Annotated in this window: 26 protein-coding genes, 1 tRNA gene, 1 pseudogene and 2 other annotated features; of the genes and pseudogenes, 24 read left to right on the top strand and 4 right to left on the bottom strand. The window is 40.5% G+C overall.

Annotated elements, in window-relative coordinates:
- Window positions 1–144: 144 nt before the first annotated feature.
- Window positions 145–375, top strand: a binding site (T-box leader).
- Window positions 376–695: 320 nt separating this feature from the next.
- Window positions 696–921 (top strand) — a binding site (T-box leader).
- Window positions 922–992: 71 nt separating this feature from the next.
- From trpE to trpA, 7 genes are read left to right on the top strand one after another with little or no spacing between them, the layout of a single operon-like run.
- A complete protein-coding gene (trpE, locus tag HT669_RS03440) occupies window positions 993–2,354 on the top strand; it encodes an anthranilate synthase component I (protein ID WP_000439608.1) in 1,362 nt (453 codons plus the stop codon).
- Window positions 2,351–2,917: an aminodeoxychorismate/anthranilate synthase component II gene (locus tag HT669_RS03435; RefSeq protein ID WP_000601921.1), complete on the top strand. Its 567-nt coding sequence runs from the start codon at window positions 2,351–2,353 to the stop codon at window positions 2,915–2,917. Before trpE ends, HT669_RS03435 begins: the two co-directional genes overlap by 4 nt.
- Before the next feature lie 10 nt (window positions 2,918–2,927).
- The gene (gene trpD / locus HT669_RS03430) at window positions 2,928–3,932 is read left to right on the top strand and encodes an anthranilate phosphoribosyltransferase (RefSeq protein ID WP_050207425.1); all 1,005 of its coding nucleotides are present in this window, start codon (window positions 2,928–2,930) and stop codon (window positions 3,930–3,932) included.
- The gene (trpC, locus tag HT669_RS03425) at window positions 3,929–4,696 is read left to right on the top strand and encodes an indole-3-glycerol phosphate synthase TrpC (protein WP_000076540.1); all 768 of its coding nucleotides are present in this window, start codon (window positions 3,929–3,931) and stop codon (window positions 4,694–4,696) included. Before trpD ends, trpC begins: the two co-directional genes overlap by 4 nt.
- On the top strand, window positions 4,683–5,282 hold the full coding sequence (locus HT669_RS03420) for a phosphoribosylanthranilate isomerase (RefSeq protein WP_000169908.1): 600 nt from the start codon (window positions 4,683–4,685) through the stop codon (window positions 5,280–5,282). The genes trpC and HT669_RS03420 overlap by 14 nt, the downstream gene beginning before the upstream one ends.
- On the top strand, window positions 5,260–6,483 hold the full coding sequence (trpB, locus tag HT669_RS03415; RefSeq protein WP_023940760.1) for a tryptophan synthase subunit beta: 1,224 nt from the start codon (window positions 5,260–5,262) through the stop codon (window positions 6,481–6,483). Before HT669_RS03420 ends, trpB begins: the two co-directional genes overlap by 23 nt.
- Entirely contained in the window at window positions 6,476–7,252 is a 777-nt protein-coding gene (gene trpA / locus HT669_RS03410; RefSeq protein ID WP_001127013.1) for a tryptophan synthase subunit alpha, read from the top strand. Before trpB ends, trpA begins: the two co-directional genes overlap by 8 nt.
- Here trpA and HT669_RS03405 read toward each other — a convergent pair.
- A pseudogene (locus HT669_RS03405) lies at window positions 7,224–7,322 on the bottom strand (prepilin peptidase); the annotation flags it as partial. The gene trpA and the pseudogene HT669_RS03405 sit on opposite strands and share 29 nt — an antisense overlap.
- A gap of 123 nt (window positions 7,323–7,445) precedes the next feature.
- Between HT669_RS03405 and HT669_RS03400 the strand changes: the two are divergent.
- Window positions 7,446–8,177: a hypothetical protein gene (locus HT669_RS03400; protein ID WP_023940758.1), complete on the top strand. Its 732-nt coding sequence runs from the start codon at window positions 7,446–7,448 to the stop codon at window positions 8,175–8,177.
- 14 nt (window positions 8,178–8,191) lie between these two features.
- On the top strand, window positions 8,192–9,343 hold the full coding sequence (locus HT669_RS03395) for an XRE family transcriptional regulator (protein WP_023932622.1): 1,152 nt from the start codon (window positions 8,192–8,194) through the stop codon (window positions 9,341–9,343).
- A 51-nt stretch (window positions 9,344–9,394) separates the two neighbouring features.
- Here the strand turns inward: HT669_RS03395 and HT669_RS03390 are convergent, their stop codons facing one another.
- On the bottom strand, window positions 9,395–10,054 hold the full coding sequence (locus HT669_RS03390) for an A24 family peptidase (RefSeq protein ID WP_119947608.1): 660 nt from the start codon (window positions 10,052–10,054) through the stop codon (window positions 9,395–9,397).
- Between the two features lie 69 nt (window positions 10,055–10,123).
- On the opposite strand from HT669_RS03390, the gene HT669_RS03385 reads away from it, so the two are divergent.
- The 6 genes from HT669_RS03385 (at window position 10,124) to HT669_RS03360 (ending at window position 16,708) form a co-directional block, all read left to right on the top strand.
- The gene (locus HT669_RS03385; RefSeq protein ID WP_119947609.1) at window positions 10,124–10,579 is read left to right on the top strand and encodes a GNAT family N-acetyltransferase; all 456 of its coding nucleotides are present in this window, start codon (window positions 10,124–10,126) and stop codon (window positions 10,577–10,579) included.
- Between the two features lie 181 nt (window positions 10,580–10,760).
- Window positions 10,761–11,762: a LacI family DNA-binding transcriptional regulator gene (locus tag HT669_RS03380; protein ID WP_000230199.1), complete on the top strand. Its 1,002-nt coding sequence runs from the start codon at window positions 10,761–10,763 to the stop codon at window positions 11,760–11,762.
- A 153-nt stretch (window positions 11,763–11,915) separates the two neighbouring features.
- The gene (locus tag HT669_RS03375) at window positions 11,916–12,833 is read left to right on the top strand and encodes a sugar ABC transporter permease (RefSeq protein ID WP_001084980.1); all 918 of its coding nucleotides are present in this window, start codon (window positions 11,916–11,918) and stop codon (window positions 12,831–12,833) included.
- A gap of 10 nt (window positions 12,834–12,843) precedes the next feature.
- Window positions 12,844–13,734, top strand: a complete 891-nt coding sequence (locus HT669_RS03370; RefSeq protein WP_000797956.1) for a carbohydrate ABC transporter permease — start codon at window positions 12,844–12,846, stop codon at window positions 13,732–13,734.
- 28 nt (window positions 13,735–13,762) lie between these two features.
- Window positions 13,763–15,379 carry an ABC transporter substrate-binding protein gene (locus HT669_RS03365; RefSeq protein ID WP_000669750.1) on the top strand — a complete coding sequence of 539 codons (1,617 nt, stop codon included), beginning with the start codon at window positions 13,763–13,765 and terminating at the stop codon, window positions 15,377–15,379.
- A gap of 9 nt (window positions 15,380–15,388) precedes the next feature.
- A complete protein-coding gene (locus HT669_RS03360; RefSeq protein ID WP_000502536.1) occupies window positions 15,389–16,708 on the top strand; it encodes a glycoside hydrolase family 32 protein in 1,320 nt (439 codons plus the stop codon).
- 209 nt (window positions 16,709–16,917) lie between these two features.
- Here HT669_RS03360 and HT669_RS03355 read toward each other — a convergent pair.
- Window positions 16,918–16,990: transfer RNA gene (locus tag HT669_RS03355), tRNA-Lys, on the bottom strand.
- A 264-nt stretch (window positions 16,991–17,254) separates the two neighbouring features.
- On the bottom strand, window positions 17,255–18,526 hold the full coding sequence (locus tag HT669_RS03350; RefSeq protein WP_001113218.1) for a replication-associated recombination protein A: 1,272 nt from the start codon (window positions 18,524–18,526) through the stop codon (window positions 17,255–17,257).
- Window positions 18,527–18,807: 281 nt separating this feature from the next.
- Here HT669_RS03350 and HT669_RS03345 point away from each other — a divergent pair, with 281 nt between their 5' ends.
- The 9 genes from HT669_RS03345 to HT669_RS03305 all read left to right on the top strand — a co-directional run bounded on the left by HT669_RS03345 (window position 18,808) and on the right by HT669_RS03305 (window position 24,308).
- Window positions 18,808–19,029 (top strand): hypothetical protein, encoded by a 222-nt coding sequence (locus HT669_RS03345; protein WP_000425689.1) that lies wholly within the window; start codon window positions 18,808–18,810, stop codon window positions 19,027–19,029.
- Between the two features lie 154 nt (window positions 19,030–19,183).
- Window positions 19,184–19,372, top strand: a complete 189-nt coding sequence (locus tag HT669_RS03340) for a hypothetical protein (protein WP_001862821.1) — start codon at window positions 19,184–19,186, stop codon at window positions 19,370–19,372.
- Between the two features lie 136 nt (window positions 19,373–19,508).
- The gene (locus HT669_RS03335; protein WP_001132281.1) at window positions 19,509–19,688 is read left to right on the top strand and encodes a type II toxin-antitoxin system HicA family toxin; all 180 of its coding nucleotides are present in this window, start codon (window positions 19,509–19,511) and stop codon (window positions 19,686–19,688) included.
- A gap of 36 nt (window positions 19,689–19,724) precedes the next feature.
- Entirely contained in the window at window positions 19,725–20,177 is a 453-nt protein-coding gene (locus tag HT669_RS03330) for a type II toxin-antitoxin system HicB family antitoxin (protein WP_000961810.1), read from the top strand.
- Between the two features lie 290 nt (window positions 20,178–20,467).
- Entirely contained in the window at window positions 20,468–20,938 is a 471-nt protein-coding gene (locus HT669_RS03325) for a DUF3013 family protein (protein ID WP_000257101.1), read from the top strand.
- A gap of 18 nt (window positions 20,939–20,956) precedes the next feature.
- On the top strand, window positions 20,957–22,066 hold the full coding sequence (locus HT669_RS03320) for a site-2 protease family protein (protein WP_061646198.1): 1,110 nt from the start codon (window positions 20,957–20,959) through the stop codon (window positions 22,064–22,066).
- The gene (locus HT669_RS03315; RefSeq protein ID WP_000418168.1) at window positions 22,047–22,475 is read left to right on the top strand and encodes an NUDIX hydrolase; all 429 of its coding nucleotides are present in this window, start codon (window positions 22,047–22,049) and stop codon (window positions 22,473–22,475) included. Before HT669_RS03320 ends, HT669_RS03315 begins: the two co-directional genes overlap by 20 nt.
- Window positions 22,476–22,612: 137 nt before the next feature.
- Window positions 22,613–23,563, top strand: a complete 951-nt coding sequence (gene prmA / locus HT669_RS03310; protein WP_000451162.1) for a 50S ribosomal protein L11 methyltransferase — start codon at window positions 22,613–22,615, stop codon at window positions 23,561–23,563.
- A 1-nt stretch (window position 23,564) separates the two neighbouring features.
- Window positions 23,565–24,308 (top strand): 16S rRNA (uracil(1498)-N(3))-methyltransferase, encoded by a 744-nt coding sequence (locus tag HT669_RS03305; RefSeq protein WP_001188219.1) that lies wholly within the window; start codon window positions 23,565–23,567, stop codon window positions 24,306–24,308.
- Window positions 24,309–24,316: the final 8 nt, after the last annotated feature.

Below are 24,316 nucleotides of genomic sequence, written 5' to 3'. Positions count from 1 at the left end.
CCATTCAGTTTCTATTGAGTTGGATCCAATTTCTAACAAGTGGGACATGTTCATGTTCGATCTAAGGAAGACATGGTCACATTCGAATGATATTTTCAAAAAAATCGTAAAAAAGTCTTGACAAAGAAAAAACAAAGTATTAAAATAAGTTCAACAAATCAGAAAAGTAACTATTTTTGATCTTCAGGGAGCCTGTGGTGATTGTGAATAGGTGGTTGGAAGTAGTGAAAGTGGGCTGATTTAAAAAATGAATTTGAAACAATGAAAATTCGGTGCGCACACCTTACAGTGCAGCTTGTTGTTAGACAAGGCAGAGATGTAAAGGAGATAGTTCCTTTATAATTGAGGTGGCACCGCGTTACCAACGCCCTCACATGGAAGTAGATTCCGTGTGTGGGCTTTTTTCTATCCGTCATTTTGTTTATCTTTTATTAGGGCCTTAAGTCGCTTTGATGAACTTGAGTTTTATCTACAGCTCCTTGCCTGTTACTAAAAATAAACAAAAAGCTGAATTAATATGGAAAAAGCTAGTAATACTCAATGAAAATNNTACCTACGGCAAGGTGAAGTTGACGCGGTTTGAAGAGATTTTCGAAGAGTATAAAGGTGTACCGAGATGAACATCTCTTCATCAATGTCTCTGGTCGTGGAGACAAGGACGTAGCTGCGATTGCAGACTACCTAGAAGCTAAAAAATAAAAGATGGAAAAATTACAGTCCTTTCTCTCACAGAGAGCTTGTGGTTGCTGAAAACAAGCAGAGAAAACTGTAAGGTTGGGTCCATCTGAAACGAGAGAAGAAAACATCATTCTCAAGGGAGTGCCCTTTATCGCACAGCCTGTTACAGAATCTTTCTAAGACAGGAATGAGAGATAGGAGAAATCCTATAATTGAGGTGGCACCGCGAATTTCGTCCTCACGCAAGTTATTTTGCGTGGGGATTTTTCATACAGTCGCCACGGACTAGAAGTAGAACTGAAAGGGAAATTACAATGGAACGAATCATTCATGGAGATGTCTTATCACCAATCTTAGCTTATATGCGCTTAAAGGGACAACACAAGGTTATCTTAGAGAGTATTCCGAGAGACAAGGAAACAGCTCGTTTTTCTATCTTAGCCTATAATCCTGTTTTTGAGATTAAGTTTGAAAATGGAGTTCTTTACCAAAATGGGAAAATGATTGATCAGGATCCCTTGGATTTCCTTTATGAAGTGACTCATAAGAGCCAGCACCATTCAGAGCTCCCTTTTGGTGGTGGAGCTATTGGTTTTGTTGGTTACGATATGATTTCGCTTTATGAAGAAATTGGTCAAATTCCTGAAGATACAATTGGAACGCCAGACATGCATTTCTTCGTCTATGAGAGTTACATTGTCTTTGACCACAAGAAGGAAAAAATTCATGTCATCGAGGATGCTCTCTATAGTGAGCGCAGTCAAGAGGCCTTGGAAAAATCCTTGAACCAAGTGCTTGAGGAATTACGCATTCCTGCTCCAAATGAATTTGAAGACTTGGATCTATCTCCGTTAGACTTCAAACCGCATATCGCTCCACATAAGTTTGAGGGAATGGTAGAAACAGCTCGTGACTTGATTCGTAACGGAGATATGTTCCAATGTGTACTCAGCCAGCGTTTCTCAGCAGAAGTTACTGGAAATCCATTTGACTTCTACAGAAATCTCCGCGTGACTAATCCTTCTAATTACCTTTATTTCTATGATTTTGGGGATTATCAAATCATCGGAGCTAGTCCAGAAAGTTTAGTTTCTGTCAAAAATGGCATCGTGACAACCAATCCGATTGCAGGGACGCGACCAAGAGGGGCTACGGATGAAGAAGACAAGACCTTGGCGACTGACCTCCTCTCTGATGAGAAGGAAACAGCAGAACATCGAATGTTGGTAGACTTGGGGCGTAACGATATTGGCCGCATCTCTGAAACGGCCAGTGTCCAAGTTACTAAGTATATGAAGGTGGAGCTCTTCCGCTATGTTATGCATTTGACCAGCGTGGTCAAGGGACGTTTGCTTCCAGAACTCACTGCTATGGATGCCTTGAAATCAACACTTCCTGCTGGAACAGTTTCTGGAGCACCAAAGATTCGAGCTATGAGACGCATCTATGAACTGGAAACAGAAAAACGGGGCGTATACGCGGGAGCAATCGGCTACTTGTCTGCGACGGGTGATATGGATTTGGCCATTGCCATCCGAACCATGATTCTCAAAAATCAAAGAGCCTATGTGCAGGCTGGGGCAGGGATTGTCTACGACTCTATCGCCCAAAACGAATACCAAGAAACCATTAACAAAGCAAAATCTATGACTAGAATTGGAGAACTAAGACCATGATTTTATTGATTGACAACTATGATTCTTTTACCTATAACTTGGCCCAATACATTGGGAATTTTGCAGAAGTTCAGGTTCTGAGAAATGATGATTCCAAGCTGTATGAAGAAGCTGAAAAAGCAGATGGTCTGGTCTTTTCTCCTGGTCCTGGTTGGCCAGTTGATGCTGGAAAGATGGAAGACATGATTTGTGATTTTGCAGGCAAGAAGCCGATTCTAGGGATTTGTTTGGGTCACCAAGCCATTGCAGAAGTCTTTGGTGGTAAGCTAGGTTTGGCTCCAAAAGTCATGCATGGGAAACAGAGCAATATCAACTTTGAAGCGCCATCTGTTTTGTATCAAGGTATTGAGGATGGCCGTGCGGTCATGCGTTATCACAGTATTTTGATTGAGGAAATGCCAGAAGACTTTGAAGTGACAGCTCGTTCGACTGATGACCAAGCCATCATGGGGATTCAACATAAAAACCTACCGATTTATGGCTTCCAGTACCATCCAGAGAGCATTGGAACGCCAGACGGCTTGTCTTCTATTCGGAATTTTATCGAGAAGGTTGTAAAGTGAGGAAACTAGGATGAAAGAGATTATTGAAAAACTAGCAAAATTTGAAAATTTATCAGGTGTGGAAATGATGGATGTCATTGAGCGTATCGTAACTGGGCGTGTAACTGAAGCGCAGATTGCTTCTCTCCTCTTAGCTCTTAAGATGAAGGGGGAAACACCTGAAGAACGCACAGCCATTGCCCAAGTCATGAGAGGACATGCCCAGCATATTCCAACTGAGATTCATGATGCCATGGACAACTGTGGTACAGGTGGGGACAAGTCTTTCAGTTTTAATATTTCCACAACTGCAGCCTTTGTCTTGGCTGGTGGCGGTATTCACATGGCCAAGCATGGTAACCGCTCGATTTCTTCTAAATCTGGCTCCGCAGATGTCCTCGAAGCCTTGGGAATCAATCTTGACCTCAAACCAGCTGAACTAGGTAAGGTCTTTGATAAAACTGGAATCGTCTTTCTCTTCGCTAAAAATATGCACCCAGCTATGAAATACATCATGCCAGCTCGTTTGGAATTGGGAATTCCAACGATTATGAATTTGACTGGTCCACTGATTCATCCAATGGCTTTAGAAACACAGCTTCTTGGAATTAGTCGTCCAGAACTCCTAGAAAGTACAGCTCAGGTTTTGAAAAATATGGGTCGCAAACGTGCCATCGTGGTTGCTGGACCAGAAGGGTTGGATGAAGCTGGCTTGAACGGAACAACCAAGATTGCACTTCTTGAAAATGGCGAAATCAGTTTGTCAAGCTTTACTCCAGAGGATTTGGGAATGGAAGGCTATGCTATGGAAGATATTCGTGGTGGGAATGCTCAGGAAAATGCAGAAATTTTGCTCAGCGTTCTGAAAAACGAAGCAAGTCCATTCTTGGAAACGACAGTCTTGAATGCTGGTCTTGGTTTCTATGCTAATGGTAAGATTGATAGCATCAAGGAAGGAGTTGCCTTGGCCCGTCAAGTGATTGCTAGAGGCAAGGCCCTTGAAAAACTCAGACTGTTACAGGAGTACCAAAAATGAGTCAGGAATTTTTAGCACGAATCTTAGAGCAGAAGGCGCGTGAGGTGGAGCAGATGAAGCTGGAGCAAATCCAGCCTCTGCGCCAGACCTATCGCTTGGCAGAATTTTTGAAGAATCATCAGGACCGCTTGCAGGTAATCGCTGAGGTCAAGAAAGCTAGCCCTAGTTTGGGAGATATCAATCTCGATGTGGATATTGTGCAACAGGCCCAGACTTATGAAGCAAATGGTGCAGTGATGATTTCTGTTTTGACAGATGAGGTTTTCTTTAAAGGTCATTTGGATTATCTAAGGGAGATTTCCAGTCAGGTAAACATTCCGACGCTCAACAAGGACTTTATCATCGATGAAAAGCAAATCATCCGCGCTCGCAATGCAGGTGCGACAGTCATCTTGCTCATTGTGGCAGCCTTGTCAGAAGAACGTCTTAAGGAACTTTATGACTACGCGACGGAACTTGGTCTGGAAGTCTTAGTGGAAACCCACAATCTAGCTGAACTAGAAGTGGCTCACAGACTTGGTGCCCAGATTATCGGGGTCAATAATCGCAATTTGACTACCTTTGAAGTCGACTTGCAGACCAGTGTAGACTTGTCCCAACACTTTAAGGAAGGACGTTATTACATTTCTGAATCTGCTATTTTCACAGGGCAGGATGCGGAACGACTAGCGCCATACTTTAACGGAATTTTAGTAGGGACAGCTCTCATGCAGGCAGAAGATGTAGCCCAGAGAACCAAGGAGTTGCAGATTGACAAAGGTTAAAATTTGTGGACTATCGACCAAAGAAGCGGTGGAAACAGCCGTTTCAGCAGGAGCCGATTATATCGGTTTTGTCTTTGCACCTAGTAAAAGACAGGTGACTTTAGAAGAGGCAGCTGTGCTGGCAAAGCTTATTCCTGCGGATGTGAAAAAGGTTGGTGTATTTGTTTCACCAAGTCGGGCAGAACTGCTAGAAGCGATTGACAAAGTTGGCTTGGACTTGGTTCAAGTTCACGGTCAGGTGGCAGATGATTTATTTGAGAATTTGCCTTGTGCCAGTATTCAGGCTGTGCAGGTAGATGGAAATGGGCATGTCCCCAATTCTCAGGCAGATTATCTACTCTTTGATGCCCCTGTGGCAGGAAGTGGCCAGACCTTTGACTGGGCTCAACTGGATACGACTGGATTAACTCAGTCTTTCTTTATCGCAGGTGGGCTTAATGAAGACAATGTAGTAAAAGCAATTCAACACTTTACTCCCTATGCAGTAGATGTATCAAGCGGAGTGGAGACAGATGGACAAAAAGATCATGAAAAGATTAGAAGATTTATAGAGAGGGTAAAGCATGGCATATCAGGAACCAAATAAAGATGGATTTTACGGAAAATTCGGCGGACGTTTTGTCCCAGAAATATTGATGACAGCAGTTTTGGAGTTGGAGAAGGCCTACCGTGAAAGTCAGGCAGACCCAAGTTTCCAAGAGGAATTAAACCAGCTTTTGCGCCAGTACGTAGGACGTGAAACTCCTCTTTATTACGCAAAAAACTTGACCCAGCATATCGGCGGAGCCAAGATTTATCTCAAACGGGAAGACCTTAACCATACAGGAGCCCACAAGATTAACAATGCCTTAGGACAAGTTTGGCTTGCCAAACGCATGGGTAAAAAGAAAATTATCGCAGAAACGGGTGCTGGTCAGCACGGTGTGGCAACTGCAACTGCTGCGGCCCTCTTTAACATGGAATGTACCATCTACATGGGTGAGGAAGATGTCAAACGCCAAGCCCTCAATGTCTTCCGCATGGAGCTTTTGGGAGCCAAGGTCGAGGCTGTAACAGATGGTTCGCGCGTGCTCAAGGATGCGGTCAATGCAGCCCTTCGTTCATGGGTGGCTAATATCGACGATACCCACTATATCCTTGGTTCTGCCTTGGGGCCTCATCCATTTCCAGAAATCGTTCGTGACTTCCAAAGTGTCATCGGTCGCGAAGCTAAACAACAGTATCGCGATATGACAGGTCAAAATCTGCCCGATGCCCTAGTAGCCTGTGTTGGTGGTGGATCTAATGCTATTGGGCTCTTCCATCCCTTTGTAGAAGATGAGTCTGTAGCTATGTATGGAGCTGAAGCGGCTGGACTTGGTGTGGATACAGAGCACCACGCAGCTACCTTGACCAAGGGTCGTCCAGGTGTCCTTCACGGTTCCCTCATGGATGTGCTCCAAGATGCCCATGGTCAAATTCTTGAAGCCTTCTCTATCTCAGCAGGTTTGGACTATCCTGGTATCGGTCCAGAGCATTCTCACTACCACGATATTAAACGTGCCAGCTATGTCCCTGTAACAGACGAAGAAGCCTTGGAAGGATTCCAACTCTTGTCTCGTGTGGAAGGGATTATCCCAGCCTTGGAATCGAGTCATGCTATCGCCTTTGCGGTGAAATTGGCCAAAGAACTTGGACCAGACAAGTCTATGATTGTCTGTCTATCAGGTCGTGGGGACAAGGATGTGGTTCAAGTCAAGGACCGCTTGGAAGCAGATGCAGCAAAGAAGGGAGAAGCTCATGCCTAAGACACTAACAGAAAAATTAAACGCTATAAAAGCAGCTGGAAAAGGAATTTTCGTTCCCTATATCATGGCTGGAGACCATGAGAAAGGTTTGGATGGACTTGGGGAAACAATTCACTTTTTAGAAGATTTAGGTGTCTCTGCAATTGAAGTGGGCATTCCCTTTTCAGATCCTGTTGCAGATGGACCTGTTATCGAAGAAGCTGGCCTGCGCAGTTTAGCCCACGGGACCTCTACCCAGGCTTTGGTTGAAACCTTGAAAACAATTGAAACAGAGGTTCCACTGGTCATCATGACCTACTTCAACCCCCTCTTTCAGTACGGTGTGGAGAATTTTGTCAAAGATCTGGCTGATACAGCTGTGAAGGGCTTGATTATCCCAGACCTGCCTCATGAGCATGCCAACTTTGTAGAACCATTTTTGGCAGATACAGACATCGCCTTGATTCCTCTAGTTAGTTTGACGACAGGGCTTGAGCGTCAGAAAGAGTTGATTGATGGGGCAGAAGGATTCGTCTATGCGGTTGCCATCAATGGGGTGACAGGGAAATCAGGCAATTACCGCGCAGATTTGGACAAGCACTTGGCACAACTTCATCAAGTGGCCGATATCCCAGTCTTGACAGGATTTGGCGTATCTAGTCAAGCTGATGTAGAACGCTTCAATGCGGTATCGGATGGTGTTATTGTCGGTTCGAAAATTGTAAAAGCCCTCCACCAAGGAGAGCCGATTCAGGACTTTATCAAACAAGCAGTAGCTTACCAAAAATAATCACACAAGCAGCGAGTAAGAGGAAAGGCACGAAAGGAAGTCTTTCCTTTTTCTTTTGCAGGAGAAAAGCTGGTTTTAGATATCATTTGCTAAATTACTCTAATATATAACTTTAAGAAAAAGCTAATTATTGTAGTAATTTCTTTAAGAAAATGATATAATTCATTAAAAAGTATTCGGAGGAGGAAGAATTATGTTGAATCAGGATCTCTTTGATTCGCTTGAGGCACAAAAAATTGTAGATACTTTGATGAAAGGGCAAAAAGATTATGTAGATGAACGTCTAGAAAAAAGAGAGACAATGAAAGTGTCGAATGGTTATGCATGGACGCGACCTAATCATATTGATAATGCATTTGCATCAGCAGATTTGTTTGAGTATAAATTACAATTAGCAGGACAGACTTGGGGATATTTAGAATTTGAAACAAATACAGAAAAATATGGGAAAGTATTGTTAATTATAAAGGGTAAGAAGCGACTTACGAGCCAATTTCCTTTGGTACAAAAAAATAAGAGTGGCTACTTATTTGAATATGCTCGGATGAATACACTTTATCTTAATCAACATTCTTCCTACAAAAATGATGAAGATAGTCATTCTTTTCCAATTCAGATGGAGTTAGTTTCTGATGAAATGATTCAAGAAATTGAACAAGCTACCAAAAATTCGAATATCGAAAAATTTATGATTTTAACTTATGAGGCGGACTCAGAAAACAATATTATATCTGTAGATGTTGTTATGCCTGATGCACGAACTGGTCAGTTACACTTGATTCAGGATTTGTCTGAGTATATTCAATCAAGTTCGTACCATTTCGAAGAAGCTAAATATCAAAATATTCCTAATTTTTCAGAATTATCGGAAACAGAAGATTTTGAAATTATTCCAAGAATAGAAAAACAAGAAGGTCAAAAGTAGTAAGGAGTATGTAAATGTTTAATGGTCGGGTATTGAAAGAATTACGGCTGTTAAATGGTTTAAGTAGAGCAGAATTGGCTCAGAGAATTAATTTAACGGAACAAGCCATTTGGCAGTTTGAGTCCAACGAAACGAAACCTAAATTATCAACCAAAATGCATTTGGCCAACCAATTTCATGTTGATTTAACTTATTTTGAACAGGAAGAAGAGAGCATTCGATTTGATTCTTCTGTAATTGCCTTTAGAAATGCAGATCTAGCAACACGGAAAACAATAGATATTCAAACTATGTATTTACATAAGGTAGATAGTTTGATTGATTATTTTGAAAGTTTTGTAATTATACCTAATATTACAATTCATGACCTAAGTAATGTAGTGAGTGAATCTTATCATAAGGAAGAATCTATTGAGGAATTGGCTCTTTATGCCAGGGAAAAATTAGGTATTTCAAAAGATAATCATGATTTGCTTTATAAATTAGAACGTTCAGGCATCTATATCGTGGAACGATTAATTAATGGTCAAGCTGATGCTTATAGCGCATGGTCAAAATTGGGAAGACCTTATATTGTGTTGGGGACGAATAAATCATCTGTACGTCGAAATTTTGACTTAGCTCATGAGCTAGGACATATTCTTTTACACAAATGTAAAGATATGAATGAAGATGGCGATCGTTTGGAGCAAGAAGCAAATTATTTTGCATCATGTTTTTTATTGCCAAAAGAAGAGTTTTTAGTCAAATTTGAAGAGAAGGTTGGCAAGCGTGTCAGCAATCCTGATAGTTATATTTTATTGAAGTCGGATTTGAATGTTTCGATACAGGCTTTAGAGTATCGAGCTTTTAAGTTAGGATTATTGACTCCAAAGCAACATTCTTACTTTTATCGTCAAATTGCGCAAAAAGGTTACAAAATGATTGAACCTTTGGATGATCAAATTTTTGTAAAAAAACCAAGCAAAGTAAAGAGTATCCTGGACGTCGTTTTGAGTAATCATCTAGTCAGTCTAGCGACTATAATGTCTAAACAAAGTATTCGTTTACAGTTTATAAGCGAAATATTTTCAGTCGAAATGAAATTTTTTGATCAGTATCAAGAAGATAAAAGAACAGATCGATTTGATAACATCATTCCTTTGTACAAAAGAAATAATTTATAATTCAACTGTGAAATAATTTCATGAAGGACATATGGCAGAAATTGGACTTTATCAAACAAGCAGTAGCTTACCAAAAATAATCACACAAGCAGCAAGCAAGAGGAAAGGCACAAAAGGAAGTCTTTCCTTTTTCTTTTGCAGGAGAAAGGCTAGAATCCCCGCCGCAGAAGCAAACTGAATCAAGATGAGTAATTCTGTCGCACTAAAGACGAGAGCGCAAGAAGCCAAAAAGAGAAAATCCCCTGCGCCCATGCGGATATCGATAAAATGAGCTAAAATTCCAAGGGCAAGGAAGAAGACCATGACTAGATTCCAGCCAGAGCAGACCATTAGGATTAGGTGGAAAATCATCCAGACCAGTAGGGGATATTCCTGATGGTGAAAGTCGTAGATGCCCAAGGTCAAACCAGCAGTGATTAGGATGACTTGACTCAAGGAAAGTAATCCCCAAGACCAAGCCAGAAAGAGGAGACCTAAGCCTAGTTCCAAAAGGGCATACCAGACTGGATAAGGAGCCTTGCAGTAGCGACAGCGAAAGTGATTGAGCACCTGCGAGAGAATCGGAATCAAATCTAAGGAACGCAAGCGAGTCTGACAGGAATCGCAGTGACTGGCTGGACTGATAATGGATTGCTCTGGAAAACGGTCAATGACCAAACCAAGAAAGGAAGCGAGAATACTCCCGACAAGAAAAAAATAAATATCAATCATACTTATCTATTCGTAAAAAATAGGAGAAGTAGTATAATGGAGAGACATAGATAAGATGGTGAGGTCAAGATGATAATTCGTTTTGAAGAAAAGGTGAGCACAGAAAACGCTCAGCTCGTATGCCAATGGTCCAACTCCCTTGGCAAATCCTTTCAAGAACAATGGATGGGACCAAGGATTCCTTTTCCACTGACCCTTCAAGCCTTGCAAGACTTGGAAGGAGTCTTTTCAATCTTTGATGGACACGAGTTTGTCGGGCTTATCCAGAAAATCAGGCTAGAAGACAGCAATCTTCATATTGGAAGATTCTTTATTAACCCCCAGAAACAGGGGCAGGGCTTAGGTAGGCAGGCTTTAAGGAAATTTGTTAGTTTGGCCTTTGAAAATGAAGATATAGACAGTATTTCTTTAAATGTCCTCGAAGCAAATCAAACAGCTTACAATCTTTACCAAAAAGAAGGATTTGAAATCGTTCAAATGGTTGAAGCACCTGTACGGAAATATATTATGAAAAAGAGGAGATAGAAAGCAAACAAAGTCTTTTCCTGTGGTTGGTAGATTCCTATATATGAAATTGATGGGATTTTAGAAAGCCGATTGGAGTGATTTTATTCATGATGGGAAAAAGGGTCTGGACAAAAATGATTGAGAAATAGTTGCTAAAAAAGCGTTTGCATGATACTATATATTGAAAGGAGGTGATAAGATGGTAGAACAAAGAAAATCAATTACCATGAAAGATGTTGCTTTAGAAGCAGGAGTTAGTGTTGGAACAGTTTCACGTGTGATTAATAAAGAAAAAGGCATTAAAGAAGTAACCTTGAAAAAAGTGGAGCAAGCGATTAAAACTTTGAATTACATTCCAGATTACTATGCTAGAGGAATGAAAAAAAATCGAACAGAAACGATTGCAATCATTGTACCAAGTATCTGGCATCCCTTCTTTTCAGAATTTGCTATGCATGTGGAAAATGAAGTCTATAAGAGAAATAACAAATTACTCTTATGTTCTATCAATGGTACAAATAGAGAGCAAGACTATCTGGAGATGTTGCGTCATAATAAAGTTGATGGAGTGGTTGCCATTACCTATAGTCCAATTGAACATTACTTGACGTCAGGAATTCCCTTTGTTAGTATTGACCGCACATACTCAGATATTGCCATTCCTTGTGTTTCATCAGATAATGATGCAGGTGGAAGAGAAGCAGCTAAACAATTAATTAGTAAAGGATGTCAGCATTTAGCCTTTGTGGGCGGACATAATACAACCATTAATGAAACCAAACGTCGTAGAATTTCCTTTGAAAAGTATGTCCAAGAGCATAAAATACCTCTTAGTATTTTTGATTTGGATGAGACAGTTACTGACTATCATGGAAAGCTAGAGAGTTTCTTGGAAGACAATCATTCTATAGATGGAATTTTTACAATTAACGACTTTGCAGCTTTAGATGTTATTGATATACTAGAAAAAAATGGTAAACGTATTCCTCATGATGTCCAAATTATTGGATACGATGGAATTAAAATGGCTGGAGATAGAGATTATCTACTTTCAACTATTGAACAACCATTGGAAGAAATGGCAAAAGAAGCGGTTCGGATTTTGTTTGATATTATTGATGGAAAGACTGTTAATTTGCAGACAATCCTACCAGTGAAATTTGTTGAAGGAAAAACAACAAAAAATGAAAATAAGTCTTGACAGAAAACGCTAACAATGTTAGAATGAATTCAGATAAAAAAAGATTTATTTTTTTAAAACAAAAATGAAACGTTTCAAAAACAAAGCAAATAGACAGCGCCAAGCGTTATCTTTTTCGACCAAAAATGAAACGTTTCAAAAAAGGAGGTTGCTATGAATAGCAAAGCGAAGCAAGTTTCTCTTTGGGAAAGAATCAAGAAACAAAAACTCTTGTTATTGATGACTGTCCCTGGTTTAGTTTTAACCTTTATCTTTAAATACATTCCTATGTACGGGGTTTTAATCGCATTTAAAGATTACAATCCCTTAAAAGGAATTTTAGGGAGTGATTGGATTGGTTTTTCTGAGTTTACAAAATTCATATCCTCTCCCAACTTTGGTATCTTGTTAGCCAATACTTTAAAATTAAGTATCTATGGTTTATTGCTTGGCTTTTTACCACCAATCATTCTTGCTATTATGCTCAATCAACTCTTGAGTGAAAAAGTTAAAAAACGAATTCAGCTCATTTTATACGCACCAAACTTTATCTCAGTCGTTGTTATCGTTGGTATGATTTTCCTTTTCTTTTCAGTGGGAGGACCAATTAACAATTTTCTCTCTATGTTTGGAATGAAGGCTGACTTCTTGACAAATCCAGACTTCTTTAGACCTTTATACATCTTTAGTGGTATCTGGCAAGGAATGGGGTGGGCTTCAACGCTCTACACGGCAACGTTGGTAAATGTAGATCCAGCCTTAGTAGAAGCAGCACGACTGGATGGAGCCAATATCTTCCAACGAATCTGGCACATTGATATTCCAGCTCTTAAGCCTATTATGGTTATCCAATTTGTTTTAGCTGCAGGTGGAATCATGAATGTCGGATATGAAAAAGCATTCCTGATGCAGACATCGTTGAACTTGCCAACTTCTGAAATTATCTCTACATATGTCTATAAAGTTGGTCTTGTATCAGGAGACTATTCTTACTCAACAGCGGTTGGTTTGTTTAATGCAGTGATTAACGTAGTATTGCTAGTCGCGGTTAACCAAATCGTTAAACGCGTGAATAATGGTGAAGGAATTTAAGGAGGGAAGCATGAAAAATTCGATTATGGATACAAAATTTGATAGACGTATCTTACTCTTAAATAAAATCATTATTGTCTTTATCGTTTTGATAACCTTACTTCCTTTACTTTATATCGTCGTAGCATCCTTTATGGATCCTAAGGTTCTGGTTAGTAGAGGGATTAGCTTTAATCCAGCCGATTGGACGGTAGAAGGTTACCAGCGTGTATTCAGTGACCAATCTATTCTAAGAGGTTTTATCAATTCTCTACTATACTCTTTTGGCTTTGCGGCTTTAACAGTCTTGCTATCTGTGTTTACAGCTTATCCTCTTTCTAAGAAAGACTTGGTAGGGCGCCGTTGGATTAACTACTTCTTGATTGTAACCATGTTCTTTGGTGGTGGTTTAGTCCCAACTTACTTGCTGGTAAAAGATTTGGGCATGCTGAATACTCCATGGGCTATCATTGTTCCAGGTGCTGTCAATGTTTGGAATATTATTCTTGCTAGGGCTTATTTCCAAGGATTGCCTGAAGAATTAGTTGAAGCAGCGGTCATTGATGGTGCAAATGATTTACAGATTTTCTTCAAAATCATGCTTCCTCTTGCAAAACCAATTATGTTTGTTCTCTTCCTCTATGCTTTTGTCGGCCAGTGGAACTCATACTTTGATGCAATGATTTATATCAAGGATCCAAACTTGGAACCATTGCAACTAGTACTTCGTAAAATTCTCATTCAGAGCCAACCAGGTCAAGACATGATTGGAGCACAAGCGGCTATGAATGAAATGAAACGTTTAGCTGAATTGATTAAATACGCAACTATTGTCATTTCCAGCTTGCCATTGATTGTTATGTATCCATTCTTCCAAAAATACTTTGATAAAGGAATTATGGCTGGTTCACTTAAAGGATAAAAAAAGAAAAAATAAAAGGAGTTTTCTCATGAAATTCAAAACATTCTCAAAATCAGCAGTTTTGTTGACAGCTAGTTTAGCAGTACTTGCAGCCTGTGGCTCAAAAAATACAGCTTCAAGTCCAGATTATAAGTTGGAAGGTGTAACATTCCCGCTTCAAGAAAAGAAAACATTGAAGTTTATGACAGCCAGTTCACCGTTATCTCCTAAAGACCCAAATGAAAAGTTAATTTTGCAACGTTTGGAGAAGGAAACTGGCGTTCATATTGACTGGACCAACTACCAATCCGACTTTGCAGAAAAACGTAACTTGGATATTTCTAGTGGTGATTTACCAGATGCTATCCACAACGACGGAGCTTCAGATGTGGACTTGATGAACTGGGCTAAAAAAGGTGTTATTATTCCAGTTGAAGATTTGATTGATAAATACATGCCAAATCTTAAGAAAATTTTGGATGAGAAACCAGAGTACAAGGCCTTGATGACAGCACCTGATGGGCACATTTACTCATTCCCATGGATTGAAGAGCTTGGAGATGGTAAAGAGTCTATTCAAAGCGTCAACGATATGGCTTGGATTAACAAAGATTGGCTTAAGAAACTTGGTCTTGAAATGCCAAAAACTACTGATGATTTGATTAAAGTCCTAGAAGCTTTCAAAAACGGGGATCCAAATGGAAATGGAGAGGCTGATGAAATTCCATTTTCATTTATTAGTGGTAACGGAAACGAAGATTTTAAATTCCTATTTGCTGCATTTGGTATAGGGGATAACGATGATCATTTAGTAGTAGGAAATGATGGCAAAGTTGATTTCACAGCAGATAACGATAACTATAAAGAAGGTGTCAAATTTATCCGTCAATTGCAAGAAAAAGGCTTGATTGATAAAGAAGCTTTCGAACATGATTGGAATAGTTACATTGCTAAAGGTCATGATCAGAAATTTGGTGTTTACTTTACATGGGATAAGAATAATGTTACTGGAAGTAACGAAAGTTATGATGTTTTACCAGTACTTGCTGGACCAAGTGGTCAAAAACACGTAGCTCGTACAAACGGTATGGGATTTGCACGTGACAAGATGGTTATTACCAGTGTAAACAAAAACCTAGAATTGACAGCTAAATGGATTGATGCACAATACGCTCCACTCCAATCTGTGCAAAATAACTGGGGAACTTACGGAGATGACAAGCAACAAAATATCTTTGAATTTGACCAAGCAACTAACAGCCTCAAACACTTACCACTAAACGGAACTGCACCAGCAGAACTTCGTCAAAAGACTGAAGTAGGAGGACCACTAGCTATCCTAGATTCATACTATGGTAAAGTGACAACTATGCCAGATGATGCCAAATGGCGTTTGGATCTTATCAAAGAATATTATGTTCCTTACATGAGCAATGACAATAACTATCCAAGAGTCTTTATGACACAGGAAGATCTGGATAAGATTGCCCACATCGAGGCAGATATGAATGACTATATCTACCGCAAGCGCGCTGAATGGATTGTAAATGGCAATATTGATGCTGAGTGGGATGATTACAAGAAAGAACTTGAAAAATACGGACTTTCAGATTACCTCGCTATTAAACAAAAATACTACGACCAATACCAAGCAAACAAAAACTAGAGGTTGATTATGGGAGATAAGAAATACACAGTAGAAAAAGCCAATCGTTTTATAGCAGAAAATAAACATCTCGTAAATACTCAATATAAGCCTGAAGAACATTTTTCAGCTGAGATTGGTTGGATCAATGATCCAAATGGATTTGTCTATTTTCGTGGAGAATACCATCTCTTTTATCAATTCTATCCTTATGATAGTGTTTGGGGGCCTATGCACTGGGGACATGCTAAAAGTAAGGACTTGATGACTTGGGAGCACTTGCCGGTGGCACTTGCTCCTGACCAAGATTATGACCGCAATGGATGTTTCTCAGGTTCTGCCATTGTCAAGGATGATCGCCTCTGGCTCATGTATACTGGGCATATCGAAGAAGAAACAGGTGTTCGTCAAGTGCAAAATATAGCATTTTCAGACGACGGGATTCACTTTGAAAAGATTGAACAAAATCCAGTTGCAACTGGAGCAGACTTGCCAGATGAGTTGATTGCTGCTGATTTTCGTGATCCAAAACTCTTTGAAAAAGATGGACGCTATTACTCCGTAGTAGCTGCCAAACACAAGGATAATGTGGGCTGTATCGTTCTACTAGGGTCCGATAACCTAGTAGAATGGCAGTTCGAATCCATCTTTTTAAAAGGGGTAGAACACCAAGGCTTCATGTGGGAATGCCCAGATTACTTCGAGTTAGAGGGGAAAGATTGCCTTATTATGTCACCCATGCGTTATCAGCGTGAGGGAGACTCATATCATAACATCAACTCATCGGTTTTGTTCACGGGTAAGGTAGATTGGGGAGAAAAACGTTTTATCCCAGAATCAGTTCAAGAAATTGATCATGGCCAAGACTTCTATGCGCCTCAAACATTGTTGGACGATCAAAATCGTCGTATCCTGATTGCTTGGATGCAGACATGGGGGCGTACCCTTCCAACCCATGACCAAGAACACAAATGGGCATGTGCCATGACTTTACCTAGAATTCTAAGATTGGAAGATGGCAAACTAAGACAATTCCCTGTTAAAAAAGGCCAATATCAAATCCAAATAGATAAAGATTGTCATTACCGCTTAGGAAATGATACAGATTATCTTGAATTTGGTTATGTCAGTAATGCGCAGCAAGTTTACATTGATCGTAGCCATCTTGTTCAAAAAATTCTAGGTGAAGAAGAACAGGATACAAGCCGACGGTATGTAGATATTGAAGCTAAAGAATTGGATGTTATTTTAGATAAAAATTCCATCGAGATTTTTGTTAATCAAGGCAAAGCAAGCTTGACTGCAACTTATTACTTAACAGTGCCAGCTGAGCTATCACGAATCGATTAAAAATAAAGTTATTTCTCCTAAAGAAAAAGTTCTCTTTCTAAAATAGTGGAAAGAGGACTTTTTGTGTTTTGGGTATATAAGCTTAGTTTATGGTATTTGTAAAATTGGTGTTGGATTATGATTTAAACTAGTTTTCTAAAGAATTTGAAAAAAATTTTATTTAAGCAAAAAAAACCCTTGGTTCCAAGGCTTTTCCTGTTGTATGTAGATGCCCCCTACAGGGATCGAACCTGTGACCCACGGATTAAGAGTCCGCTGCTCTGCCAGCTGAGCTAAGGAGGCAAAGAAAAAAGCTGTATTGGTGCCGAAACTTCACGGTTTGTATTGAACCCGCGCAATTAAGCAGGTGGGCAACTCGCTCTAACTGAAGCTGTTTCCGTGTGAGACGGCCTACATGCTGTTAGAAGACTTTTGTTTCCCTAATAATACAAAAAATAGTCGGTCAACACTTAAGTGTGAAGTCGTACACCACAGCGTTTCTATACTTATATGATACCACTTTTTCAAAAAAAATCAAGAGGAAAGTGCAATTTTTTGAAAAGGATTTCAGATTTTTCGCAAACGGTCGATAGCTTCCTTTCTTTGAGCCAAGGCCCGTTCATATTTACCAGTATCTTCTGCTTGGAAATAGTGATGATTACGAATTTTTTCTGGCAGATAGTCTTGCTTGACCCAATTTCCAGGATAGTTGTGTGGATAGAGATAGTCTTGGGCATTGCCAAGTTCCTTGCTTCCACTGTAGTGCCCATCACGCAGGTGTCGCGGAATAGGCAAGTGCCCTGATGTTTTGAGGTCAGCAAGTGCCTTATCCATAGCTACATAGGCTGAGTTGGATTTTGGAGAAAGGGCCAAATCAATCACGACATTGGCAATGAGAATGCGGGCTTCTGGGAACCCAATCTTCTGGGCAGCATCCAGAGCAGTCACGGTATGAATCTGGGCCTCAGGATTGGCTAAGCCAATATCTTCATAGGCGATAACAGTCAAGCGACGAGCGAGACTAGGCAGATCCCCAGCCTCAATCAAGCGGGCAGCATAGTGGAGACTGGCATCCACATCTGAGCCACGGATAGACTTTTGCAGGGCAGATAGAACATCATAGTGACCGTCTCCATCCTTGTCCATAGTGATGTAGCTTCTCTGAAGACTATTTTCCATGATGTCTAAGGTGATGTGGCGAATGCCCTTGTCATTCTCAGGGGTAGAGAGAACAGCCAAGTCCAGTGAGTTAAAGGCAGAGCGAAGGTCTCCGTTTGTAGAGGTTGCGATGAAATCCAGCGCATCCTCATCTAGTTCTATTGGAAAATCAAAACCACGTTCAGGGTTACTTAGAGCTATCTGCAGGGCCTCTTTGACGTCTTGGTTAGACAGAGGTTCCAACTCGAAAATTTGAACACGGCTACGAATGGCAGGAGTGACAGAGAAGAAAGGATTTTCAGTCGTTGCTCCAATCATGATGACCAGTCCACTTTCCAAGAGAGGCAAGAGGAAGTCTTGCTTGGTCTTATCTAGTCGATGAATTTCGTCTAGCAATAGGACGAGACCACCAGAAAATTTAGCTTCTTCCGAGATTTCTTGCAGTCGCTTTTTACTATCAACTGTCGCATTGAAAGTTCGAAAGGCATACTTGGTCGTTCCAGCGATGGCAGAGGCAATACTGGTTTTGCCGATTCCCGGAGGGCCATATAGAATCATGGAGGATAGGCGGTTGGCTTCCACCATGCGGCGGATGATTTTTCCAGGTCCGACCAGATGCTCCTGACCGATGACCTGGTCGATGGTTTTAGGGCGCATGCGAAGCGCGAGATTGTCTGGCATAGCAGTCCTTTCTAGCGTGGATTTGAGTAGAATGACTGATCTACTATATCCATTCTAGCCTATTAGTTGTGATATTTCAATGGTTTTGTAATAATCAGGGAGTGAGATAGAATCTTTTTTACTATTTAATTTAATGAGGAGAGGTATCAGCATGAGAGATTTGATTTTCTTTAAAGCTCAAAATAGGATAGTTGAGCCTAAAGAAGTGGAAGTGCTGACTTGAGAAATAATATTGCTGAATGTCATTGTATGAACTATAATGAAAAGAGAGGTGATAAGCAATGGAAATGATGGAACTACCAAGTCAGGAAATTTTGATTTTTACAAAACAAATTCGTCATTGGATTCTTAGTGATCAAGTTATTTCAGGGAAAAGAAAACTTTTCTTCCGGGAAGATACTCCAAAAGAGATTTTAGATTTGTACGAAAACATTAAATCTAAACTTGATTTTGCTTACCAAGAAGTTCATTCTAATAATGGGTTGAAAAAATATGAAAAATAGAATAATTGATGTTTTTGAAGTAGTAAATCGCCTCCTTGTAATAACTGTTGAAAATCCTGATTTTGAATACTTGAGAGTTAATCATACTCAATGAAAATCAAAGAGCAAACTAGGAAACTAGCCGCAGGCTGTACTTGAGTACGGTAAGGCGACGTTGACGTGGTTTGAAGAGATTTTCGAAGAGTATCAGTTTGTAAAAATTGGAGATAAAAAATATAGAGTACGCAGTGTTCCTATGATTCATTCAACTCCGCCTCAATCTGTCTTAGATCGAGATACTTTTACAATTGACTATACAGATGATGAATTGCTCGATAAAGAAGCAGTTTTTACTACTCATTAGAAAAATAGGTATGAATAAATTGGCTTCCCTTAGAACCACATCTAAGGGTTTTTATGTATAATAGAATAATAAGTATCACTCCTTTACAATACGTGTAACACGTGTTATAATGGTGTTGTCAGGAGGTAAAAGCGCTATGCCTATGACACAAAAAGAGATGGTTAAACTCCTTACGGCCCATGGTTGGATAAAGACTAGAGGCGGTAAAGGCTCCCATATTAAAATCGAGAAGCAAGGGGAAAGACCTATCACAATCCTTCATGGTGAGCTGAATAAGTACACTGAAAGAGGGATAAGAAAGCAAGCTGGGTTGTAAAATTCAGCCCCTGCTTTTTGATATGGAGGTAGTGAAATGTTAGTTACGTATCCAGCTTTATTTTATTATGACGACACAGACGGAACAGAAGCGACTTATTTTGTCCATTTCCCAGATTTTGAATACTCAGCTACACAAGGAGAGGGGATTTCTGAGGCTTTGGCTATGGGGTCGGAGTGGCTAGGGATAACTGTTGCAGATTTGATAGAGAGTGATGGAGAGTTACCTCAGCCATCAGATATCAATAGCTTGTCTTTAATTGATAATGATCCTTTTAAAGATGATGAAGATTTCGTGTCAACCTATGACCTTGATAAATCTTTTATTTCTATGGTATCTGTTGATGTATCAGAATACCTAGGAAGTCAGGAACCCATTAAAAAGACTTTGACCATACCAAAATGGGCAGATAAGTTGGGACGAGAAATGGGACTTAACTTTTCTCAGACTTTGACAGACGCTATTGCAGATAAGAAAGTTCAAGCCTAAGATTAAGCGTGGTATCGTGGTAATAGTCAATAAAAAAGCACGTCCACTTGTGCTAGTTACTCGCCTATTGATTTTATAGATTTATTAGCCCTTTCGCGGGCTTTTTATATTGATTTTTATGAGAAATGAAGAAATCAGACTTTTAAGAAAATCACTGATACCAAGGGTTTAAATGAGGTAATATGGTATAATTAGGACATAAAATAATTTTGTGGTAAGATGGTAGTATCTATTTTAGCATATTTCCGAGCAATCGGGGCGATTAAAGAGTCGCATAGAAAGAGGACAAAATGGCAACATACGGATTTTTAGATGTTTTAGAGGAAGAGTTGGACAAGAACTTTCCCTTTGACTTTGAGATTAGCTGGGACAAACGCAACCATGCGGTAGAAGTGAGTTTTCTATTGGAAGCGCAAAATGCTGCAGGTGTGGAGATGGTGGATGAAGACGGAGAGGTTTCATCAGATGACATTCTTTTTGAGGAAGCGGTCCTTTTCTACAATCCTGCCAAGTCAACAGTCAATGAGGAAGACTATTTGACTGTTATTCCTTACCTGCCTAAAAAAGGATTTTCCCGTGAATTTTTAGCTTATTTTGCCCTTTTCCTTAAAGATACTGCTGAGGTTGGGCTAGATACCCTCATGGACTTTTTGGAAGATCCAGAAGCAGAGGAATTTGTTATGGAATGGAATCAAGAAGTCTTTGAAGAAGGAAAAGTTGGCTTGGAAGAGGGAGAATTTTATCCTTATCCAAGATACTAGGAGTTGGTTGGAGGTGTTATGAAGAAAATTGGGACTTATTTGGTTTATGTGCTAGCTGTTGTCTTTATTATGCTAGCTGTTGTCTTTATTATGCTAGCTTTTGCTTGTGGAACAATCGCATTTGCAGAGTTGGGGTATTCCGCAGTTTTAGCCTTTACTTTTGGTTATGCCTTCGCTCTTCTAAGCATGTATTTAATCTTTATTCTTCATGAACTGGGTCATGCTTTTTGTGGCTACTTGACAGGCTATCGGCTGGTGGCTTTTGGATTAGGACATTTTATTTTGACCAAAAAGTCAGGCAGGTTTCATCTTAGTAGAACAGCCATTCTGAAAAATGTTGGTGCTCAATACATTGGTTTAAAAGAGGATGAAAGCGATCAAAGAATCATCCTGATGCTTTCAGGAGGCTTGATGGTTCATCTCGGCTTGATATTATTGGCGATAGTGTTTGGATTTTTGACAAGAAGCTGGTATTTTGCAGGGACTTGGATTTTTCTTAATTTATCTTTCTTCCTAAATAACATTTTGCCAGTCGACATCACCGATGGAGCAAAAATTTGGGAATTACTACAACACCCTGAAAATACCAAATACGCCTACCTGGTATTGAGACATTCTGCTCAAACTTTGCTGGCTCCTCAAGAATATGATTTGAAAGACTTTGTTCAAGCAGTTCCTGAGGATGCACGAGGGAGTTTTGCGGATGGTGTATTAGGTATGCAAGGTGAAGTTTCCATTTTGGAAGGGAAGGAAGAAGTAGCTAAACAGCAGTTTCAAGCATTACTTGAGAGGACAACTACTCCGATGATGCAGACAGTTGCCCAACTATCCCTGCTTCATATCGCCTTGTTGGAAGGAGATTTTGAGCAAGCGGAGCAATATGCTAGTATTCGACAGGTCAAATCGTTTCTGTCTCTCAAACTGTCCAATCTTCAAGTGATACAAGCCTGGTATCAATTAAAGGTGAAGAAAGATGTAGATCGAACTCGTAAGGCTCTCAAGATTGCTAGACAGAAAATGGATAGTAGTCGAATGTTGAGGGACGAGAAACGCTATTATGAAAACTTGTTAGCAGAGCTGGAAAAGGAAATGTTAGAAGGAACTGAAGATGGAACTAGAAATTTCTGATTTCCAAGGTTGCAAGATTGCCCTCTTTTGTGGGGATAAGCTACTGACGATTTTGCGTGATGACAAGGACGATATCCCTTGTCCCAACATGTGGGAGTTGCCAGGTGGTGGCCGTGAAGGGGACGAAAGCCCTTTTGAATGCGCTCGGCGTGAAGTTTATGAGGAACTGGGAATTCATTTAGATGAAGACTGTCTGCTTTGGAGCAAGATTTATCCTAGCGTAATTTTTAAAGGCAAGAAATCGGTCTTTATGGTTGGTCAGCTAAGACAAGAACAATTTGACAATATCATCTTCGGAGATGAAGGACAGGGCTATCAGCTGATGAATGTTGAGGAATTTCTTAGTTCCAGTCAAGTTGTGCCTCAGTTGCAAGAGAGATTAAAAGATTATTTAAAAGTAAGTGATTAGAAAGGATGGTTCAGTTACATTTCTAAACTGAACCCGCCCTAAACACTGTGCCAAAAAGATAAACTTCTCTTAGACACAAACGTCTTCAGAGAGTTTCCTATTTTGGCTTTGTGTTTTACGGGCTTGGTATCTTAATAATGGAAACATGGCAAGAGTTAAAAGTTACAGTGAAGCGTGAGGGAGAGGAGTTGGTTTCCAATCTCTTGATTGAGCTGGGAGCGCAAGGGGTAGCAATTGAAGACAGCATGGACTATGTGGGAAATGTGGACCGATTCGGTGAAATTTTCCCAGAGGTGGAGCAACAGGAAGAAATCGTAGTGACCGCCTACTACCCTGAAACGGTTGATGTAGCAGCAGTTGAAGCGGATTTGCAGGCTCGTCTGGCAGAATTGACCGACTTTATGGACCTAGGAGAAGTCAAGATGGGCACGACTGCCTTGGCTGAGGAAGACTGGGCTGACAACTGGAAGAAGTATTATGAACCGGCACGCATCACCCATGACCTGACCATCGTACCGTCATGGACGGACTATGAGGCAACAGCAGGAGAAAAGATTATCAAGCTGGATCCTGGTATGGCCTTTGGGACAGGGACCCACCCAACAACCAAGATGAGCCTCTTTGCCTTGGAACAGGTTCTTCGTGGTGGCGAAACAGTGCTAGATGTAGGGACTGGTTCAGGGGTTCTTTCTATTGCAAGCTCACTCCTAGGTGCCAAGGAGATTTTCGCCTATGACTTGGATGATGTGGCGGTTCGTGTGGCTCAGGAAAATATTGAGCTCAACACTGGTATGGAAAATATCCATGTAGCAGCAGGAGACTTGCTTAAGGGAGTTGAGATTGAAGCAGATGTCATCGTGGCTAATATCTTGGCGGATATTCTCATTCATCTGACGGAGGATGCTTATCGCTTGGTAAAGGATGAAGGCTACCTCATCATGAGTGGCATTATCAAGGACAAGTGGGACATGGTGCGCGAGTCGGCTGAGTCAGCTGGATTTTTCCTTGAAACCCACATGGTTCAAGGGGAATGGAATGCCTGTGTCTTTAAGAAAACCAAGGATATTTCAGGTGTGATTGGAGGCTAGCATGCAGCAGTATTTTGTCAAGGGGAGTGCAGTCTCTCCTGTCACCATCGAGGACAAGGAAACCAGCAAGCATATGTTTCAGGTTATGCGCCTGAAAGAAGATGATGAAGTGACCTTGGTCTTTGATGATGGCATAAAACGTTTGGCGTGCGTGCTGGATGTGGAAGCCCGTCAGTTTGAGTTGGTCCAAGAATTAGCTGACAATGTGGAATTACCAATCCAAGTGACCATCGCATCTGGATTTCCCAAGGGAGACAAGCTGGAGTTCATCGCTCAAAAAGTAACCGAACTGGGTGCTAGCCAAATCTGGGCCTTTCCTGCCGACTGGTCAGTTACCAAGTGGGATGGCAAGAAATTGGGTAAAAAGGTTGAAAAATTAGAAAAAATTGCCCTTGGAGCAGCAGAACAAAGCAAGCGTAATGTTGTTCCAAGTATCAAGCTTTTCGAGAAAAAAGCCGATTTTCTAGCTCAGTTGGACCAGTTTGACTCTATCATAGTAGCTTATGAAGAGTCTGCTAAAGACGGTGAAGCCACTGCTCTCTTGCAAGCAGTCTCTGGTCTTGAAAAAGGAGCCAAATTGCTCTTTATATTTGGACCAGAAGGCGGTCTGTCACCTGCAGAAATTGAGAGTTTCGAAGCTAAGGGAGCAGTATTGGCAGGACTTGGCCCTCGTATCTTGCGAGCAGAAACAGCACCGCTTTACGCCTTATCAGCCCTTAGTGTTTTATTAGAATTAGAGAAATAAGAGGAAGA

Source organism: Streptococcus sp. 2100, assembly GCF_013276335.1.
GTDB lineage: Bacteria > Bacillota > Bacilli > Lactobacillales > Streptococcaceae > Streptococcus > Streptococcus pseudopneumoniae.
This window is presented reverse-complemented; position numbering and strand designations above follow the sequence as displayed.